Origin of the sequence: Streptomyces sp. 796.1 (assembly GCF_047525675.1) — a bacterium.
Classification (GTDB): domain Bacteria; phylum Actinomycetota; class Actinomycetes; order Streptomycetales; family Streptomycetaceae; genus Streptomyces.
The window spans coordinates 24,217-42,948 of sequence record NZ_JBLIWA010000065.1 but is presented as its reverse complement, the minus strand read 5'-3'; the positions used below and the strand labels follow the sequence as shown (position 1 = coordinate 42,948).

The window sequence follows — 18,732 nt, the reverse complement described above, 5'->3', positions numbered from 1 at the left end:
GCCCAGGGACCGCCAGGGCCGAGCGGGCCGCCCGGGCGGTCCGCCGGCGTGCCCGCCGAGGCCGCGGCGCAGCGGCCGGCCGGCGCGCCCGACGCCGATGTGAGTGCGCTGGCGGCGCGCGGTGGTGAGCGGCTGCGCTACGTGGGCGCCGCGACCCGGCGCATCGCCCGCGGCATCGACCTGGACGAGATCGTCCTCGGCCTGTGCCGGGCCACCGTGCCCACCTTCGCCGACGCGATCCTGGTCTACCTGCGGGACCCGCTGCCGGTGGGCGACGAGCGCCCGGTGGACCCGGTCATGCTCCGGCTGCGGCGCACCGACCGCATCCCGGCCGAGGCCGACACCGAGACCCGGATGCCGCTGCTGCCCTCGGGCCCCGACCTGTCGCCGGCGCTCGGCGGCGGTCCGGCGGCCGACCTGTGCGAGGTGCGCGCCGGCGGGCCGCTCGCCGAGGTGCTGCGCGGGGTGCGGCCGGTCTTCGGCGACTCTGCCGCGGCCCGGGCCGCACTGCCCGAGCTGCTGGGTTCGGGCCGCACGGTGGCGATGGGGCACCGCACGATCCTGGCGCCGCTGCGCGGGCGGCGGCGGGTGATCGGCGCGGCCGTCTTCATCCGCCGCCCCGACCGGCCGCCCTTCGAGCGGGACGACCTGCTGGTGGCGGCGCAGTTGGCCACGCACACCGCGCTCGGTGTGGACAAGGCGGTGCTGTACGGGCGCGAGGTGTACATCGCGGACGAGTTGCAGCGCACCATGCTGCCCGATTCGCTGCCGCAGCCCACCGGCGTACGGCTGGCCAGCCGCTATCTGCCGGCGGCCGAGACGGCGCGGGTCGGCGGCGACTGGTACGACGCGATCCCGCTGCCGGGCAACCGGGTGGCGCTGGTGGTCGGCGACGTGATGGGGCACTCGATGACCTCCGCCGCGATCATGGGTCAGCTCCGCACCACGGCGCAGACGCTGGCCGGGCTCGACCTGCCGCCGCAGGAGGTGCTCCACCACCTCGACGAGCAGGCCCAGCGGCTCGGCACGGACCGCATGGCCACCTGCATGTACGCGGTCTACGACCCCGTCGCGCACCGCATCGTGGTGGCCAACGCCGGGCATCCGCCGCCGGTGCTGCTGCACCGCGGCGGCCGGGCGGAGGTGCTGCGGGTGCCGCCGGGCGCGCCGATCGGCGTCGGCGGCGTGGACTTCGAGGCGGTCGAGCTGGACGCGCCGGCCGGGGCCACGCTGATGCTGTACACCGACGGCCTCGTCGAGTCGCGCATCCGCGACGTGTGGACCGGGATCAACCAGCTCAGCGAGCGACTGACCGAGACGGCCCGGCTGACCGGGCCCAACCCGCCGCCGCTCGAAGCGCTCTGCGACGAGGTCCTCGACATGCTCGGGCCGGGCGACCGGGACGACGACGTGGCGCTGCTCGCCGCCCGCTTCGAGGGGATCGCGCCCAGTGACGTCGCGTACTGGTTCCTCGATCCGAAGGCGCAGACCGCGGGTCAGGCCCGCCGGTTGGCGCGCCGGGCGCTCTCCCGCTGGGACCTGGAGGAGCTGACCGATCCGGTGGAGCTGCTGGTCTCCGAGGTGGTCACGAACGCGGTGCGGTACGCCGAGCGGCCGATCACGCTGCGGCTGCTGCGGACGGACGTGCTGCGCTGCGAGGTCGGCGACGACGTGCCGCAGTTGCCGCGACTGCGTCAGGCCCGGCCGTCCGACGAGGGCGGGCGCGGCCTGTACCTGGTCAACCGGATGGCCAGACGCTGGGGCGCGACCCGGCTGAGCACCGGCAAGGTGGTGTGGTTCGAACTGGCCATGCCACCGAAGGCCACGGCCCACCCGGGGTAGTCGGCCCGGCGCCGGCCGCCCCGAACCCCACCGGCGCCCCCGCCTCCCCCGCGCTTCCCGATCAGCCCCGCCCGCCGCCTCCCTCCGGAGTACTCCGCCGTGCGGACGCTACGCGCGGTGACTTGCCTGGTCAGCGTGGTGGGGGGCGGGTGAGGGGTGGAGACCACCCACTGCCCAAGCACCCACCCGCGCCCGCGTCCCCACGCGCGCCACCCACCTGCCCGCCCTCAGTTGCCGACGTTCTGTCGGCGAGATTGACTGCTATCGGGACATTTCGTGCTGAGCGATGCGCTTTTCTCGATGGGAGACGCTCGATGACCGACCCCGGGCAGCAGAACTTTCCGTACACCACCAACAACGCCGGCATTCCGGTCGAGAGCGACGAGCACTCGCTGACCGTGGGGCCCGACGGGCCGATCCTGCTCCAGGACCACTACCTGATCGAGAAGATGGCCCAGTTCAACCGGGAGCGGGTGCCGGAGCGGGTGGTGCACGCCAAGGGGGGCGGGGCGTACGGGACCTTCGAGGTGACCGGGGACGTCAGCCAGTTCACCAAGGCCGACCTGTTCCAGCCGGGCAAGCGGTGCGGGATGCTGGCCCGCTTCTCGACCGTCGCCGGCGAGCAGGGCAGCCCGGACACCTGGCGGGACCCGCGCGGCTTCGCGCTCAAGTTCTACACCGAGCACGGCAACTACGACCTGGTCGGCAACAACACCCCGGTCTTCTTCGTGCGCGACCCGCAGAAGTTCCAGGACTTCATCCGCTCCCAGAAGCGGCACCCGGCCACCGGGCTGCGCAGCAACGACATGCAGTGGGACTTCTGGACCCTCTCGCCCGAGTCGGCGCACATGGTGACGTGGCTGATGGGCGACCGCGGGGTGCCCAAGACCTGGCGGCACATGAACGGCTACAGCTCGCACACCTACCTGTGGGTCAACGGCGGTGGCGAGAAGTTCTGGGTCAAGTACCACATCAAGACCGACCAGGGCATCGAGTTCTACACCCAGCGGGAGGCGGACGAACTCGCCGGGCTCGACGCGGACAAGCACCGCAGGGACCTGTACGAGTCCATCGAGGCCGGGGACGCACCGTCGTGGACGGTGCACGTGCAGGTGATGCCGTTCGCGGAGGCGGCGGACTACCGCTTCAACCCGTTCGACCTGACGAAGGTGTGGCCGCACGCCGACTACCCGCTCATCGAGGTCGGCAAGATGATCCTCAACCGCAATCCGGACGACTTCTTCGTCCACATCGAGCAGGCCGCGTTCGCCCCCTCCAACCTGGTGCCCGGCATCGGCCCCTCGCCGGACAAGATGCTGCTCGGCCGGCTCTTCTCCTACCCGGACACGCACCGCTACCGGATCGGCCCCAACTTCGCGCAGCTCCCGCCGAACCGGCCGCACGTGCCGGTCTACTCGTACGCCAAGGACGGGCCGATGCGGTACGAACCGAACCGGGTCGGCGCGGTCTACGCCCCCAACTCGCACGGCGGTCCCGCGGCCGACACGGACCGGTTCGGGGAGCCCGCCGGGTGGTACGCGGAGGGCGAGATGGTGCGCGAGGCGTACCGGCTGCGGCGCGATGACGACGACTTCGGGCAGGCGGGCACGCTGGTGCGCGAGGTGCTGGACGACGCGGCGCGGGAGCGGCTGGTCACCAACGTCTCGCAGCACCTGCTCGACGGGGTGACCCCGCCGGTGCTCGACCGGGCCTTCCAGTACTGGCGCAACGTGGACCAGAACATCGGCGACCGGATCGCGGAGACGGTGGGCCGGGGCTGAGCCCGTCCGGCACCGCCCCCGCCACCGGGTCTCCGGCGGCGGGGCCGGTACGGCGCTGCGAGGCGGTGACGGGCCCGGCGGCCCGCGCGACGTTACGGGACCAGTGGCCCGCGCGTCTCGTCGCGGCCCGGGCGGGCCGGTGGGGACGGCGATCCGGTCGTCGGCTCCCCGGTGGGCGTGGGCGCGGTGGTCGGCGGGGTCGTCGTCGGCTCCGGATCGGGCGTCGGGCTGCCGGTGGTCGGCTCCGGGTCCGGCGTGGGCGTGCTGGTCGTCGGCTCCGGGTCGGGCGTCGGCGTGGTCCGCGTCGGGTCCGGCGTGGGCTCGGCCGTCGTCGGGTCGGGCACGGGCGCGCGGGTGGTCGGCGGCGCCACGGTGGGCTCCCTGGTGGCCGGGGCGGCCGACCCCAGGTGCGTATCGAGGTCGAACCGCGAGGCGGCGTCGCCGCTCAGCGCGGCCCGGGTGTACGCGGCCCAGATCTGCGCCGGGTAGGCGCCACCGTTGACCCGGCCGCCGCCCCCGGTGCCGCGCAGCGAGACCTGCTGGCCCTGCTTGACCTTGCCCTGCGTACGGTCGGCCTCGCCGAACAGGCCGACGGCCGTCACCAGGTCCGGGGTGTAGCCGACGAACCAGGCCGACTTGTTGTCGTCGGAGGTGCCGGTCTTGCCGGCCACCGCCTGGCCCTCGGTGCGCACCGCGGAGCCGGTGCCGTCGTCCACCACGCCGGTGAGGACGGAGGTGACGGCGTCGGCCGAGTTGCGGCTGATGGCCTCCTCGCCGACCGGGTCCGGCAGGTCGGCCTTCTCGTCGCGCTTCTCCGCCGACTTCACGATGGTCGGGGTGACCTTCTTGCCGTGGTTGTCGAGCGTGGCGTACACGCCGGCCATCTCCAGCGGGCTGGCGCCCATCACGCCCAGCGACATCGCGGGCCGCTCGTCGAAGCCGCCGGCCTTGGGGTTCATGCCGAGGTCGACCGCGGTCTGCTTGACCTCGGGGAGCCCGACGTCGACGGCCATCTGCGCGAAGACGGAGTTGACCGACTTGTTCATGGCCCGCTGCACGCTGATCGGGCCGTAGCTTCGGCCGTCCTCGTTGGGCGGGGCGAACGGCGTCGTGCTGCCCTGGATCGGCCGCTTGCTGGTGCCGTCGTAGATCGTGCCCGGTCGGATCGGCAGGCCGGATCGGGTGCGGGCGTCGTTCTCGAAGGCCGAGGCGAGGATGAGCGGCTTGAAGGTGGAGGCCGGCTGGTAGTCCTGGCGGGTGGCGTTGTTGACGTAGTGCCTGGTGTAGTCCCGGCCGCCGTACAGGGCGAGGATGCGGCCCGTCTTCGGGTCCACCGAGACCGCACCGGCCTGCGCCCTGGCGTCCACCGGGCGGGTGGCCGGGTCCAGGTCGGCCAGCAGTTCGGTCTTGACGGCCCGCTCCAGGTCGCGCTGCTTGTGCCGGTCGATGTTGAGCGTGATGTCCCAGCCGCCGGCGGCCAGCAGGTCCTGCTCGTTGACGCCGGCCTTGATCAGCTCCTGCTCGGCGAGCTTGACCAGGTAGCCGCGCTGCCCGTCGAGACCTGCCACCGCCTTGGGCGGCCCGGGCACCGGGAACTTCATAGCCGCGCGCTCGTCGGCGTCCAGCCACTTCTTCTCGACCATGTTGTCGAGCACGTAGTTCCAGCGCTGCTTGACCAGCTTCTTGCTGACCGGCCCGGCCACCGCCCAGTCGTACTGGCTCGGGGCCTGGAGCAGCGCCGCCAGGTACGCGCCCTCGGCGACGGTCAGCTTCTCGACCTCCTTGCCGTAGTACGCGCGGGAGGCGGCCTGGATGCCGTAGGCGTTGCGGCCGAAGTAGCTGGTGTTGACGTACCCCTCAAGGATCTCGTCCTTGGACTTCTCGCGGTCCAGCTTGAGCGAGATGACCAGCTCCTTGAGCTTGCGGGAGACGGTCTGTTCCTGGGTGAGGTAGTAGTTCTTGACGTACTGCTGGGTGATGGTCGAGCCACCCTGCTTGCCGCGGCCGAGCAGGGTGTTGAGCACGCCGCGGGTGGTGCCCTTCAGGTCGATGCCCGAGTCGTTGTAGAAGTTCTTGTTCTCGGCCGCCACGAAGGTGTGCTGGACGTCCTTCGGCACCTTGGACAGCTTCACCGACTCGCGGTTGATGTCGCCGGTGCGGGCGAAGACCGTGCCGTCGCTGTAGCGGTAGATGTTGCTCTGCGCCTTCGCCGCCGCGTTGCCCGACGGTACGTCGACGGAGAAGTAGAGCGCGGCGAAGGCGCCGGCGCACAGGGCGATGAAGCCGAGGAAGTAGGCCAGCAGCTTCTTCCAGGTGAAGAAGCGGCGGAAGCCCTTCTTCTTGGGCTTCTTGGGCTTCTTCGGCTTTTCGGGCTTCTCGGCCTGCTGGGCCTCTCGGGCCTGCGGGGCTTCTTGGGCCTGCTGGGCCCGCTGGGAGTTCAGGGACTTCTGGGTTGCCGTGCTCGCCGCTGCGGGGGCCGGCGCGCTGGTCGTACGGGCCGCACTGGCGGTACGGGCTCCCCCGGATGCCTCGTACGCCTCAGTCGTCTCAGCCGTCTCGGGCGTGGTGGGTGTCTCGGGTGTGGTGGATCCGTCGCGCGCACCCGTGGTGCCGGGTGTGCCCGACGTGCCGGGTATGTCGCCGGGTATCGCCGCGGTCACGCCGTCCGCCGCGCCCGCGCCGGCCCCTTCCGTCTTTCCGCGGCGAGCGCGCTTCCGGCGCGCTCGCCTGTCGTCCGCTCGGCCCATGTCTGCCGCTCCAGTCGCTTCACCCCAAGCCAGCCAATCCAAGTAGCTAACACCGCAAGTGGCGGCAAAAGCCCATTGATCAAGCCATTTCGGGACGTGACAATCAGCACCCTTTCCACGGGAACCGACGAATTGGGGGCCCGGAGGGTTGTCCCGGCGCCTTAATGTGCTATCACTTTGATAGCCGAGGGACGACCGCCTCGGCGCCGCGCCCCCGGCCCCGCCGGGCGGGCCCGGCCACGCTCACGGACGGGGAACCACGCCATGCCCACACCCAACACGCCGGCCACCACCCCGCCCGGCGCCCCGGCCGCCAGTGCCGGCACCGGCGACGGCGCCGACCTGCCCGCCATGCCCGAGCCCCGGGTCACCGAGTTCCCCGCGCACAGCGTGAGCGGCGGGCTCGCCCTGCTCTGCGGCCTCGTCGGCCTCTTCGGCGGCGTCGCCCTGCTGATCGCCGGCATAGCGGCGGCCAGCGACGGCGCGCCGGTGGTCGGGGTGCCGCTGATCATCGCCGGCCCGTTGATCTCCATCGGCGCCTTCCTCGCCATGTGCGGGCTGAACATGGTCGCGCCCGGCGAGGCCCGCGTGGTCCAGCTCTTCGGCCGCTACCGCGGCACCATCCGCACCGACGGCCTGCGCTGGGTGAACCCGTTCACCAGCCGGCAGAAGATCTCCACCCGGGTGCGCAACCACGAGACCGCGGTGCTCAAGGTCAACGACGCGTACGGCAACCCGATCGAGCTCGCGGCCGTGGTGGTCTGGAAGGTCGAGGACACCGCGCAGGCCGTGTTCGAGGTGGACGACTTCCTGGAGTTCGTCGCCACCCAGACCGAGGCGGCCGTGCGACACATCGCCATCGAGTACCCGTACGACGCCCACGACGAGGGCGGCCTGTCGCTGCGCGGCAACGCCGAGGAGATCACCGAGAAGCTCGCCGTCGAACTGCACGCCCGGGTGGAGGCGGCCGGCGTACGGATCATCGAGTCGCGCTTCACGCACCTCGCGTACGCGCCCGAGATCGCCTCGGCCATGCTCCAGCGGCAGCAGGCCGGGGCCGTGGTCGCGGCGCGCCGGCAGATCGTGGAGGGCGCGGTCGGCATGGTCGAGGACGCGCTGGAGCGGATCGCGGAACAGGACATCGTGGAGCTGGACGAGGAGCGCAAGGCGGCGATGGTGAGCAATCTGCTGGTCGTGCTCTGCGGCGACCGCTCCCCGCAGCCGGTGCTGAACACGGGATCGCTCTACCAGTGACGGAGGGTTCCCCGCGGCGCAGGCCGCAGCAGCAGCGCAAGCAGATGCTGCTGCGGCTCGACCCCGCCGTCCACGACGCGCTGGCCCGCTGGGCAGGCGACGAACTCCGCAGCGCCAACGCCCACGTGGAGTTCCTGCTGCGCCGGGCGCTGGCGGACGCCGGCCGACTGCCGGGCGGCGTGGGCGCGATCCCCCGCCGCGGCCGACCACCGAAGCCCGCCGCGGAACCGGCCGACCCGCCGGGGGCACGTGATCGCCCCGGGGCGGACGACTCGGACGGTACGGAGATTTCCGACACATCAGAGGGGACCGGGCGGGGTCCCTGACTCCGCCGCGGCGGGGGCGCGGCGCCTCGCGCCAGTCCGGCGCCCGGCGGCGGCGCGGCGGATTCCGGCCGCGGCGCGCCCGACCCACCCCAAGCCGAATCCAACCCACCCCGCCCCCCGCTCCACCGCACACCCCCGCCCCACCGCCGCGGCCCCACTCCCGCAGGCCCGCCCAGCTCCGCCCACCGGCGCCGGGCGGGCCTTTCACATGCCGCGGGCGGACACCCCGACCCCGTACGGACCGGCCTCGCCGACGACCCCGTACGGAACCCATCCCTCCGGCCTCCGAGCGCCATCCCGGCCCCGCGCGGAACCCATCTCCCACTGAAACCCAGCACACCACCCCTGACCTGCGAAGATCATCTATGCACTGCGGCTATACATAGAGCGTATACACATGGTGTAGAGTCCCCGACATGTCCATTGGCCACACCCTTCTCGGGCTCCTGGAGTCCGGCCCCCGACACGGTTACGACCTCAAGCGCGCCTTCGACGAGCGCTTCGGGCACGACCGCCCCCTGCACTACGGGCAGGTCTACTCGACCATGTCCCGGCTACTGAAGAACGGCCTCGTGGAGGTCGACGGAATAGAGGCCGGAGGCGGCCCCGAGCGCAAGCGGTACGCCATCACCGACGCCGGGATCACCGACGTCGGGCACTGGCTCGCCCAGCCCGAAAAGCCCGATCCGTACCTCCAGTCGACCCTCTACACCAAGGTCGTGCTGGCCCTGCTCACCGGGCGCAACGCGGCCGACCTGCTGGACACCCAGCGCGCCGAGCACCTGCGCCTGATGCGCGACCTGACCCAACGCAAGCGCAACGGCGACCTCGCCGACCAGCTCATCTGCGACCACGCGCTGTTCCACCTCGAAGCCGATCTGCGGTGGCTCGAACTCACCGCGGCCCGACTCGACCAACTCGACAAGGCGGTGCGCGGATGACCCCCGCCGGCTCCCTGCTCGTCGCCTCCGGACTGCACAAGTCCTACGGGCCCACCCCGGCCCTGGACGGCGCCGACTTCTCCATCCACCCCGCCGAGGTGGTCGCGATCATGGGCCCGTCGGGCTCCGGCAAGTCCACGCTGCTGCACTGCCTGGCCGGGATCGTCCAGCCCGACTCGGGCACCGTCTCCTACGGCGGCCGGGCGATGTCCTCGCTGCCCGACCGGGAGCGCAGCGCGCTGCGCCGGAGCGAGTTCGGCTTCGTCTTCCAGTTCGGCCAGCTCGTCCCCGAGCTGACCTGCCTGGAGAACGTGGCCCTGCCGCTGCGGCTGAACGGCACCGGCCGCAAGGCCGCCGAGGCGCAGGCCCTGGAGTGGCTTGAGCGGCTTGAGGTGGACGGCGTCGCCGGCCAGCGGCCCAGTGAGGTCTCCGGTGGTCAGGGGCAGCGGGTGGCGGTGGCGCGTTCGCTGGTCACCAAGCCGCGGGTGCTCTTCGCCGACGAGCCGACCGGCGCGCTCGACTCGCTCAACGGCGAGCGCGTCATGCAGTTGTTCACGGACGCGGCCCGGGACACCCGGGCGGCGGTGGTGCTCGTCACCCACGAGGCACGGGTGGCCGCGTACTCCGACCGCGAGGTCGTCGTACGGGACGGCAAGGCCCGGGACATGGCGGGCGTCGCATGATCACCCAACCGCACCCCACCGCGCCGCAGGCCGACGCGCCGGACGCACCGGTGTCCGGCGGCGCCAGCCCCAGCGCGGGCGGCCGGTCGTTCGGCGTTCGGGCCCGGGCGGGACTCGCCGCCTGGGTGCGCGACCTCGGGCTCGGAGCCCGCTTCGCGACCGCCGGCGGCCGGGCCGGCTGGACCCGTACCACGCTCACCGGCATCGGCGTCGGCCTCGGGGTCGCGCTGCTGCTGCTCGCGGCCTCCGTGCCGAGCATCCTCAGCAACCGCGGCGAGCGGGGCGACGCGCGCAACGTCCCCGTCTTCTACGAGGAGAGCCTCAAGCCGGGCCCGCACACCTTCCTGTACGTGAACGGCAGCACCGCCTGGCACGACCAGGAGATCGTGGGTCACCTGCTGCGCGCGGAGGGCGCTCAGCCGCCCACCCCGCCGGGCACCACGGGCATGCCGCGCCCCGGCGAGATGCTGGTCTCGCCCGCCCTGCGGGACCTGCTGCGCAGCGACGACGCAAAGGTGCTCGGGGAGCGGTTCGCGGCGTACCGCATCGTCGGCACCATCGGTGACCAGGGCCTGCGCGGCCCCGCCGAGCTGATGTTCATCGCGGGCAGCGACAAGGTCACCGCGGACAACGCGCAGCGCGCCGACCGGTTCGGCCGCACCGGTGAGAGCGAGCCGATGAGCGCCGTGCTCATCCTGCTGGTCGTCATGGTGTGCGTGGTGCTGCTGATGCCGGTGGCGATGTTCATCGGTACGGCGGTGCGGTTCGGCGGCGAACAGCGCGACCGTCGGCTGGCCGCGCTGCGCCTGGTCGGCGCCGACCTGCGCATGACGCACCGGATCGCGGCCGGCGAGGCGCTGGTGGGCGCGTTGTTCGGGCTGCTGGTCGGCACCGCGTTCTTCCTCGTCGGGCGGGAGTTCGCCGGCTCGGTCACGGTGTGGGACATCAACGTCTTCCCGTCCGACGTGGCCCCGCACCCGGCGCTCGCGGCCCTGGTGGCGGTGACCGTACCGGCCTGCGCCGTGCTGGTCACGCTGCTGGCGATGCGCAGCATCGCCATCGAACCGCTGGGCGTGGTCCGCAGCGGCGCCCCGAAGCGGCGCCGGCTGTGGTGGCGCCTCGCGCTGCCCGCGCTCGGCTTCGGGCTGCTGCTGCCGATGATCGGCAAGGTCAGCTACCGGGAGGGCAGCGACCTGAACACCTACCAGGTGGCGGCCGGCGCCATGCTCGTCCTGATCGGCGTCACCACCCTGCTCGCCTGGTTGGTCGAAGGGTTCGTCAACCGCTTCAAGCACGGCCCGCTGTCCTGGCAACTCGCCGTCCGCCGGCTGCAACTGAGCAGCGGTACGGCGGCCCGTACGATCAGCGGCGTCACCGTGGCGGTGGCCGGTGCGATCGCCATCCAGATGCTGTTCGCCGGCGTCCAGGACGACTTCGAGACCCACACCGGGCTCGGCCCCAGCGGCCCGAACATCGCCGTGATCGCCGACGTCAGCAACAACGCCGAGGCCCGGCACGCCATCTCCACCGTCCGCGGGGTGCACGGCACCCGGGACGTGGTGGCCAGCATCCGCTCCACGTTCACGCTGGCCGGCGCCCGCCCCGGCACCAACGACGACAACATCGAAACGACGCTGTTCATCTCCGACTGCCAGAGCCTGCGCACCCTCTTCGACCTGTCTTCCTGCAAGGACGGGGACACCTTCCTGACCCGGGACGGCCTGAGCACCCCCGTCCGGCCCGGCACCCGCATCGACCTCGCGCCCGACACCCAGGGCGAGAAGGGCGTGCCGAGGCCGCTGTGGACGGTGCCGAAGTCCTCCCCCGTCGTGAAGCCGACCGGGGTGGCCCCCGGCGACCTGGCGAACGCCATCGTGGCCACGCCGAAGGCACTGCCGATCGAGAAGCTGGACACGCCGGCCGGGCTCTCCATGCGGCTCGAAGTGGACCCGAAGGCGCCGGAGGCGCTGGAGCATCTGCGCAATGCGGTGGTGCGGCTCGACCCGACGGCCGGCGTGGACGTCTACACCGACGTGGAGCGCAACGAACGCTTCGCGGACATCCAGACCGGCCTGTTCGTCGGCGCGACGGTCACCCTGCTGCTCATCGGCGCCTCCATGGTCGTCACCCAGCTCGAACAGCTACGGGAGCGCAGGCGCCTGCTGTCGGTCCTGGTGGCCTTCGGCACCCGTCGCACCACGCTGGCCTACTCGGTCCTGTGGCAGACGGCCATCCCGGTCGTCATCGGCCTGCTGCTGTCCGTCGTCGGCGGCGCCACGCTGGGCGTGGTCCTCCTGAAGATGGTCGACAGGCCCGTACAGGACTGGTCGTCGATGCTCCCCATGGTCGGCATCGGCGCCGGCGTCATCGCCCTGGTCACCCTGACCAGCCTGCCACCCCTGTGGCGCATGATGCGCCCGGACGGCCTGCGCACGGAGTAACCCCCGCGCACCCGCCCCGACCCCACCGGCCCCGGCCGGCCAACGCCGCCCGGCCCCCACCCGCATGAACTGCGGGCGGGGGCCGGCGGCGTCTTTCCCGTACGGAAGGGCAGTGGCGTAGTTCCCGTACGGAAGGGCGGCGGCTTTCCCCGGTGGTGGGGGCCGAACGCCCGCCACGGCACAACGGGCTCGTGCCCGTCATCTTGCTGCCATGCACCAAACGGCCAACGCATCCGCGAGCCCGCTCCGGAGCCTTGCCTGCTACGGCCCTTTCTTCACTGTGACCCGCACCACTAATTTAACGGATTGCGATATTCCCAAAAGGGACGCCGAGCGCCCTAGCTCACAGTCTTTCGAAGCCCGCACCGGACCGCCACGCTACGTGACCCCGCAATGTCGTTTTTTCGCGATGCCAGAAATAAACATCTACCCGCCCCAGCACCACATGGATAAGGTCGATCCGATCGAGCGGCACTCCACTCCCCGCATTTCGAAAGCCAGAACGGAGCGAGGGGGAGGAAGCCGTACCCGCCTTTTCAACAGAGGAAGTGGTTTCCATAAAGGCCAGCAAAGTACTGCTGCACTCGGTCGTCGCCACCTCGGCCCTCGTCGGCGCCCTGGCGACCGCGCCGCACGCGACCGCAACCGAGCGGCCCGCCGTCACGCTCTCCGCGGACGCGGATGCGGACACCCGCCTGATCGCCGCCGAGGACCCGGCGGCTGTATCGGTGGCTGCCACCACCTGCGGTTCAGAATTCAACGAGGTGAGCGCCGCCAAGCCACTCCCCGAAGGAACGGACCCCCGGCTCCGACGTGCGACTCTCTTCACCTACATCTCCAATAAGGGAAATGGAAGGGGGTGCGCGATCCTCGACAACAACACCGAGGGCAAGAAGTACATGTACCTCAACGTCTGCGACATCGACGGTAAGAACTGCGACACCGATTCGGGGTACTTCACCGACTACGCGGGCCCGGTCTACGTTCCCAGCGTCGCCTGCGCGCCCGTGACCGCGAAGGTCGGAAATAGCTCAAGCAGCCTGTACATCAACTACAAGAGCCGGTACATCTTCCCTTGCAACTAATGCATTCTTGATTCTCCGGCGCATTGCTATCGCGCCTTTGATTGATTGGCACGTCGCCACCAACCGCGAGCTAGCGCCAAAGCTCCGGCCCTTCGCGCCGCCGTGAGGCAGTGCGAGGGGTCGGGGCGGGCCGGCTGAGCCTCCCCACCCGACCCCACATTTGCCCTTCACCCCACCTCAGCCACCCGCACCGGCAGCGCCCGCATCGCCTCGCGCAGCGCCTGCGCGAAGGATTCGAATTCGGGCTGGCGGGCCGCGCCCGTGCGCATGGCCAGGGCGATCTGGCGGGCGGGGGCCGGGGCGGCGAAGCAGCCGGTGGTGAGCTGGTCGTTGCGGGCCGTCTCCACCTTCAGGGCGGTGCGCGGAAGGAGCGTCACGCCGAGGCCGCCGGCCACGAGTTGCACCAGGGTGGAGAGGCCGGCCGCGCTCGTGGTCACCGGGGCGCCTTCGGTGCGGCCCACCTCGCGGCAGATGTCGAGCGCCTGGTCCCGCAGGCAGTGGCCCTCGTCAAGGAGCAGCAGGTCGAGTTCCTTCAGCGCCTCGCGCGGCACGTCACCGCGCCCGCCGAGCCAGTGGTCCTGCGGCATGACCAGGACGAAGTCCTCCTCGAACAGCGGCAACTCCGTCACCTGCGGCACCCCGAGCGGCACCGCGAGCAGCAGCAGGTCGAGCCGGCCGTGAGCGAGGCCGTCCAGCAGCGAACTGGTCTGCTCCTCGTGCACCTGGAGGTCGAGCAGCGGATACCGCTTGCGGACCAGTTTGAGCACGGTCGGCAGCAGATAGGGGGCGACGGTGGGGATCACCCCGAGCCGCAGCACCCCGGTGAAGGGGGCGCGCGCCGCCTCCGCCTCCTCCATGAGCTCGCCGACCGCGTCCAGTACCGTACGGGCACGCTCGGCCAGTCGCTCCCCCGCAGGTGAGAGCAGCACCTTTCGCGTCGTACGCTCAAGAAGCTGCACGCCGAGGGATTCCTCAAGGGCGGCGACGGCTCCCGAGAGCGCGGGTTGGCTCATGCCGATGGCCGCTGCGGCGTCGCGGAAGTGCAGGTGCTCGGCGACGGCGGCGAAGGCCCGCAACTGGGCCAGGCTCGGCTGTCGCGGCCTGCTCACGGGTGTGATGGGCGCCACCACTGATAACCACCTCCGATCAACTGTTCCCAGTTTAGCTATTTCCGCGATCAATGCCTCCTGTGGCACTGTGGCTCTCGTCCAGCCCCTGGAACCCCCGCTACCACAGGGGTTTCCTCGCTCACAAGGAGATCGCGTGCTCACTGTTGGTGACCAGTTCCCCGACTGGAAGCTCCTCGGCGTCGAAGGCCCCTCGGTCGACAAGCTGGAGATCAAGGAGTTCAGCTCGGAGGAGTACAAGTCCGGCTGGTCGGTCGTCTTCTTCTGGCCCAAGGACTTCACCTTCGTCTGCCCGACCGAGATCGCCGCGTTCGGCAAGCTGAACGACGAGTTCGCCGACCGTGACGCCAAGGTCCTCGGCGTCTCCGGCGACTCCGAGTTCGTGCACCACGCCTGGCGCAAGGACCACGCCGACCTGAACGACCTGCCCTTCCCGATGCTGGCCGACTCCAAGCACGAGCTCATGCGCGCGCTCGGCGTCGAGGGTGCCGACGGCTTCGCCCAGCGCGCCGTCTTCATCGTGGACCAGAACAACGAGATCCAGTTCACCATGGTCACCGCCGGCTCCGTGGGTCGTAACCCCAAGGAGGTCCTGCGGGTCCTCGACGCCCTCCAGACCGACGAGCTGTGCCCGTGCAACTGGAGCAAGGGCGACGAGACCCTCGACCCGGTCGCGCTGCTCTCCGGCGAGTGAACGAACGAGACTGAGAGACACCCGTGGCACTCGATGACCTGAAGTCCGCCGTCCCGGACTACGCCAAGGACCTGAAGCTGAACCTCGGTTCGGTGATCGGCAACTCCAGCCTGCCGCAGCAGCAGCTCTGGGGCACGGTGCTCGCCTGCGCCATCGCCTCGCGCTCGCCGCGCGTCCTGCGGGAGCTGGAGCCGGAGGCCAAGGCCAACCTGACGGCCGAGGCGTACACCGCGGCCAAGTCGGCCGCCGCCATCATGGCGATGAACAACGTCTACTACCGGACCCGGCACCTGCTGTCGGACCCGGAGTACGGCAACCTGCGTGCGGGCCTGCGGATGAACGTCATCGGCAACCCGGGCGTGGAGAAGGTCGACTTCGAACTCTGGTCGCTCGCGGTCTCCGCGATCAATGGCTGCGGCATGTGCCTGGACTCGCACGAGCAGGTGCTGCGCAAGGCCGGCGTGGACCGGGAGACGATCCAGGAGGCGTTCAAGATCGCGGCCGTCCTCCAGGCGGTCGGCGCCACCCTGGACGCCGAGGCGACCCTGGCCGAATAACAGCCGTCACCGGCGCGCACGCCCACCGGGCGCGCCCGCCCCGACGGCCCGACGGCGCGGCGCACGCCGCTGGTACGAACGCGCCGTCACCGGCACCGCCCGGGCCCCGTGGACAGTCCGCTGTCCACGGGGCCTTCGGCGTACGCACGCGCGACGCGCGCGCGGAGCACCGCCCCGCCACCCGACCGACCACCCCCGCCCGCCCCTCCCATCCGCCCGCGCCCGTACGCCCCTTCTGCGTACGCCTTTGCCTCGTACGCCCTATCCCTCGTACGCCACGACACGCGTCCGCCGAGCCCCCGGGCGCCGCGTCACCCGTTCGCCCAGGCGCGCACGGCCCCGAGCGGCGTACGCCGCGACACGCGGGCCGGCCGCCGAACGGGGGAGAGCCCGGGGCCGTACGGCGCGGGCCCCCGCCGGCACCGGGGAGCGGTGCGGGCGGGGGCCCGACTGGTGAGTAGGGCCGCGGTCAGCGGTTCGACGGGGGCGGCTGCTGTTCGTCGCCCGGCTCCGGGGCCGGCCGTCCGTCCGTCGCCGGTGGTACGGGGTCGGGTGCGCCGGCGGCCGGCGCCTGGCCGGACGCGGGCGCGGCGTCCCCGCCGGCCACGCCACCGCCTACCGCGCCGCCACCACCCGCCGCACGCGTACCCTCGCCGACGCTGACACCAGCACCAGCCGGACCGGCAGCGTCAGCGGTCGCCGCGCCGGCCGGTGCGGTGCCCGCCGTCGGGGGCACCGGGGCGAGTGCGGCCACCGTCGCGCCGTGCGGCCCGGGCGTGGCGCGCAGCGCCTGTTCCTTGGCGTGGGCGCGGAGGTAGCCGACCACCGTGTTGGCGACGGCGACCAGCGGGACCGCGACCACCGCACCGCCGATGCCGGCGATCAGCGAGCCCGCGGCGACCGAGAGCACCACCGCCAGCGGATGCACGCGCACCGCCCGGCCCAGGATGAACGGCTGGAGGATGTGGCCCTCGATCTGCTGCACCGCCAGCACCACGATGAGCACCATGCCCGCGGTGAACACGTCCTGCGTCACCAGCGCCACCACGACCGCGAGCGCGCCCGAGATGACCGCCCCGACCAGCGGGATGAAGGCGAACAGGAAGATGAAGACGGCCAGCGGCACGGCCATCGGCACGTCGAGGAAGAAGATCCCGGTGCCGATGAAGATCGCGTCGATGAGGGCCACTATCACCGTGCCCCGCACATAGCCGGTGAGCGTCTGCCAGGCCCGCGGCCCGGCGCCCGCCACCCCCTCCCTGGCCGAGCTCGGGAAGAGCTTGAGGACCCAGTTCCAGATCTTGGGCCCGTCGTAGAGCAGGAACAGCGTGCTGAACATCGCGAGCATGATGCCGGTCAGCAGCTCGACGATGAACGTGACGCCTTCCAGACCGGCCGAGGTGATCTCCTCGGTGTTCTCCCCGACCGACTCGCGCAGGTTCTTCGCGATGTCGTTGATCTGGTCCTCGGTGACGTGGAACGGGCTGTTCAGCAGCCAGCGGCGGAGCTCGTCGATGCCGTCCTGGACCCGTTCGGAGAGCGAGTCCAGGTTCTCCATCACCTGCCACACCACGAACCAGCCCACCAGGCCCATCACGATGAACCCGGAGACGAAGACGATGGCGGTGGCCAGACCGCGGGGCACGCCCCGGCGCCGGAGCCGGGAGACCGTCGGCTCCAGCAGGGCGGTGATCAGCAGCCCCGCCACAAAGGCGAGGACCACCAGCCGCACCGCGCTGATGACCCGCATGAGCACCCAGACCGTGCCCGCGAGGACCAGCAACCGCCATCCCACCTCGGCGGCGACCCGCACCCCCCAGGGCACGGCGGCCACCGGGTCCGGGCGGGGCACCACCGCCGGTGCGTACTGCGGCGGCGCGGGCACCTGTGACGGCTCGTCCGCGACCGCCACCGCGGCCTGCGGTACGGGGCCGGGAGCGGCCGGTCGGGCGCCGTGCTCGGCTGGGGCGGCGTCAGCCGGCGCGCCGGCCACGCCGGTCGGCCCCGTGGCGCCTGCGGCGGGCCCGGCGGCCGGTTCCTCGGTGCGCTCGGCGCCGTGGCTCTGCGGCCCGGACGTGCGCGCGGCCCCGGGCGGCTCTTCGGGCCCGGCGTGGCCCTTGTCCTTGCGTCGTGCGTCGAGCCGTTCGGCGAGCCGGGTCAAGCCGGCGCCGAGACCGCCGACCAACCGTGGCAATTTGGACATCTGTCTTTCCCTACCCCCACTCCCCCAAGGCCGTCCGGGAAGACGTTACACACACGAAGCCCCCGACCGGTCGCGGTCGGGGGCTTCGTGACGTCGCGTGGCCCCGCCGGGGCCGACGTTTCTAGTACCAGTGGTTGGTCTGCCAGAACGACCAGGCGCCACAGGGGCTCTGGTACGCCTCGTTCATGTAGTTCAGACCCCACTTGATCTGCGTGGCCGGGTTGGTCTGCCAGTCGGCGCCCGCGGAGGACATCTTGCTGGCCGGCAGCGCCTGCACCAGGCCGTACGCGCCCGAGGACGGGTTGACGGCCTTGTAGTTCCAGGTGCTCTCGTGGTTCACGATGTTGCTGAAGCACTGGAACTGGTCGCCCGGGACGATCTGACGGGCGATCGCCTGGACGTCGGCGACCGAGTAGGAGCCGCGCTGCGGGAAGGACGTGGACGACGCGGAGGTCGAGGTGAGGGAGTCGCGGGACGAGGACCGGCTGGCGGCCTCCTCCTTCTCCTTCGCACGCTCTTCGGCGGCCTTCTTCTCGGCCGCTTCCTTCTCCGCCTTCTCCTTCTTGGCCTGATCTGCGGCGGCCTTCTTGTCCGACGCGTCCTTGGCCGCCTGCTTGCGGGCGGCTTCCTCGGCGGACTTCTTGGCCTCCGCGTCTGCGGCGGTGGACTGGACGTCTGCCTGCTGCGTCAGGGATGCGGTCTGCGCCTGGGCCTGCTGCCCGGCGGGGATCTCCGCAAGGAGGGTCGCGTCGGCTGCGACGGCCTCCACCGGTTCGGTGGACGAGCTCTTGTCGCTACCTGACGCGACGCCAACGACGGCGCCGACGGTGGTGACCGCGGTGGCGGAGGCCACTGCGAATCCCCGGACCGAGATCCGGCTCACACGGTTTCCTTCCAGCATCGCCCGCTTAGGTGACCTCGCGGACGCAATCGTGCCCCTGGCGCTGGTCTCCATTGTTCCGCCCCCAGGAGCTGGGGCCGGCTGGTCACGGGAGACACGGGCCCGGTGCGCCCTCCGAAGAGGTCCGCGTGGTGCTCGGGCGGCATACGA

At 71.6% G+C, this 18,732-nt stretch carries 14 protein-coding genes; 10 read left to right on the top strand and 4 right to left on the bottom strand.

Annotated features, from left to right (window positions below):
* The coding region (locus tag ACMA1D_RS30390) for a SpoIIE family protein phosphatase (protein ID WP_414727202.1) at positions 1-1,842 on the top strand (1,842 nt) is incomplete at its 5' end.
* Between the two features lie 314 nt (positions 1,843-2,156).
* On the top strand, positions 2,157-3,623 hold the full coding sequence (locus ACMA1D_RS30385; protein ID WP_414727201.1) for a catalase: 1,467 nt from the start codon (positions 2,157-2,159) through the stop codon (positions 3,621-3,623).
* A 92-nt stretch (positions 3,624-3,715) separates the two neighbouring features.
* Here the strand turns inward: ACMA1D_RS30385 and ACMA1D_RS30380 are convergent, their stop codons facing one another.
* Positions 3,716-6,064, bottom strand: a complete 2,349-nt coding sequence (locus ACMA1D_RS30380) for a transglycosylase domain-containing protein (RefSeq protein WP_414727206.1) — start codon at positions 6,062-6,064, stop codon at positions 3,716-3,718.
* A gap of 570 nt (positions 6,065-6,634) precedes the next feature.
* Between ACMA1D_RS30380 and ACMA1D_RS30375 the strand changes: the two genes are divergently transcribed.
* The 6 genes from ACMA1D_RS30375 to ACMA1D_RS30350 all read left to right on the top strand — a co-directional run bounded on the left by ACMA1D_RS30375 (position 6,635) and on the right by ACMA1D_RS30350 (position 13,100).
* Entirely contained in the window at positions 6,635-7,624 is a 990-nt protein-coding gene (locus ACMA1D_RS30375) for an SPFH domain-containing protein (protein ID WP_414727200.1), read from the top strand.
* 44 nt (positions 7,625-7,668) lie between these two features.
* Positions 7,669-7,950, top strand: a complete 282-nt coding sequence (locus tag ACMA1D_RS30370; protein WP_414727205.1) for a hypothetical protein — start codon at positions 7,669-7,671, stop codon at positions 7,948-7,950.
* A 416-nt stretch (positions 7,951-8,366) separates the two neighbouring features.
* Positions 8,367-8,891 carry a PadR family transcriptional regulator gene (locus ACMA1D_RS30365; protein ID WP_349993625.1) on the top strand — a complete coding sequence of 175 codons (525 nt, stop codon included), beginning with the start codon at positions 8,367-8,369 and terminating at the stop codon, positions 8,889-8,891.
* A complete protein-coding gene (locus ACMA1D_RS30360; protein WP_414727199.1) occupies positions 8,888-9,574 on the top strand; it encodes an ABC transporter ATP-binding protein in 687 nt (228 codons plus the stop codon). Before ACMA1D_RS30365 ends, ACMA1D_RS30360 begins: the two co-directional genes overlap by 4 nt.
* Entirely contained in the window at positions 9,571-12,015 is a 2,445-nt protein-coding gene (locus tag ACMA1D_RS30355; protein ID WP_414727198.1) for an FtsX-like permease family protein, read from the top strand. Before ACMA1D_RS30360 ends, ACMA1D_RS30355 begins: the two co-directional genes overlap by 4 nt.
* Positions 12,016-12,563: 548 nt before the next feature.
* On the top strand, positions 12,564-13,100 hold the full coding sequence (locus tag ACMA1D_RS30350; protein WP_414727197.1) for a hypothetical protein: 537 nt from the start codon (positions 12,564-12,566) through the stop codon (positions 13,098-13,100).
* Between the two features lie 167 nt (positions 13,101-13,267).
* Here the strand turns inward: ACMA1D_RS30350 and ACMA1D_RS30345 are convergent, their stop codons facing one another.
* Positions 13,268-14,218 carry a LysR substrate-binding domain-containing protein gene (locus ACMA1D_RS30345; RefSeq protein ID WP_414727204.1) on the bottom strand — a complete coding sequence of 317 codons (951 nt, stop codon included), beginning with the start codon at positions 14,216-14,218 and terminating at the stop codon, positions 13,268-13,270.
* A 145-nt stretch (positions 14,219-14,363) separates the two neighbouring features.
* On the opposite strand from ACMA1D_RS30345, the gene ACMA1D_RS30340 reads away from it, so the two are divergent.
* Both ACMA1D_RS30340 and ACMA1D_RS30335 read left to right on the top strand, forming a co-directional pair.
* Entirely contained in the window at positions 14,364-14,921 is a 558-nt protein-coding gene (locus ACMA1D_RS30340; RefSeq protein WP_414727196.1) for a peroxiredoxin, read from the top strand.
* Positions 14,922-14,944: 23 nt separating this feature from the next.
* Entirely contained in the window at positions 14,945-15,478 is a 534-nt protein-coding gene (locus ACMA1D_RS30335) for an alkyl hydroperoxide reductase (protein WP_349993618.1), read from the top strand.
* Between the two features lie 469 nt (positions 15,479-15,947).
* Here ACMA1D_RS30335 and ACMA1D_RS30330 read toward each other — a convergent pair whose 3' ends face one another.
* Positions 15,948-17,681 carry an AI-2E family transporter gene (locus tag ACMA1D_RS30330; protein WP_414727195.1) on the bottom strand — a complete coding sequence of 578 codons (1,734 nt, stop codon included), beginning with the start codon at positions 17,679-17,681 and terminating at the stop codon, positions 15,948-15,950.
* A gap of 121 nt (positions 17,682-17,802) precedes the next feature.
* Positions 17,803-18,582: a transglycosylase SLT domain-containing protein gene (locus tag ACMA1D_RS30325; protein WP_414727194.1), complete on the bottom strand. Its 780-nt coding sequence runs from the start codon at positions 18,580-18,582 to the stop codon at positions 17,803-17,805.
* Positions 18,583-18,732 lie beyond the last annotated feature (150 nt).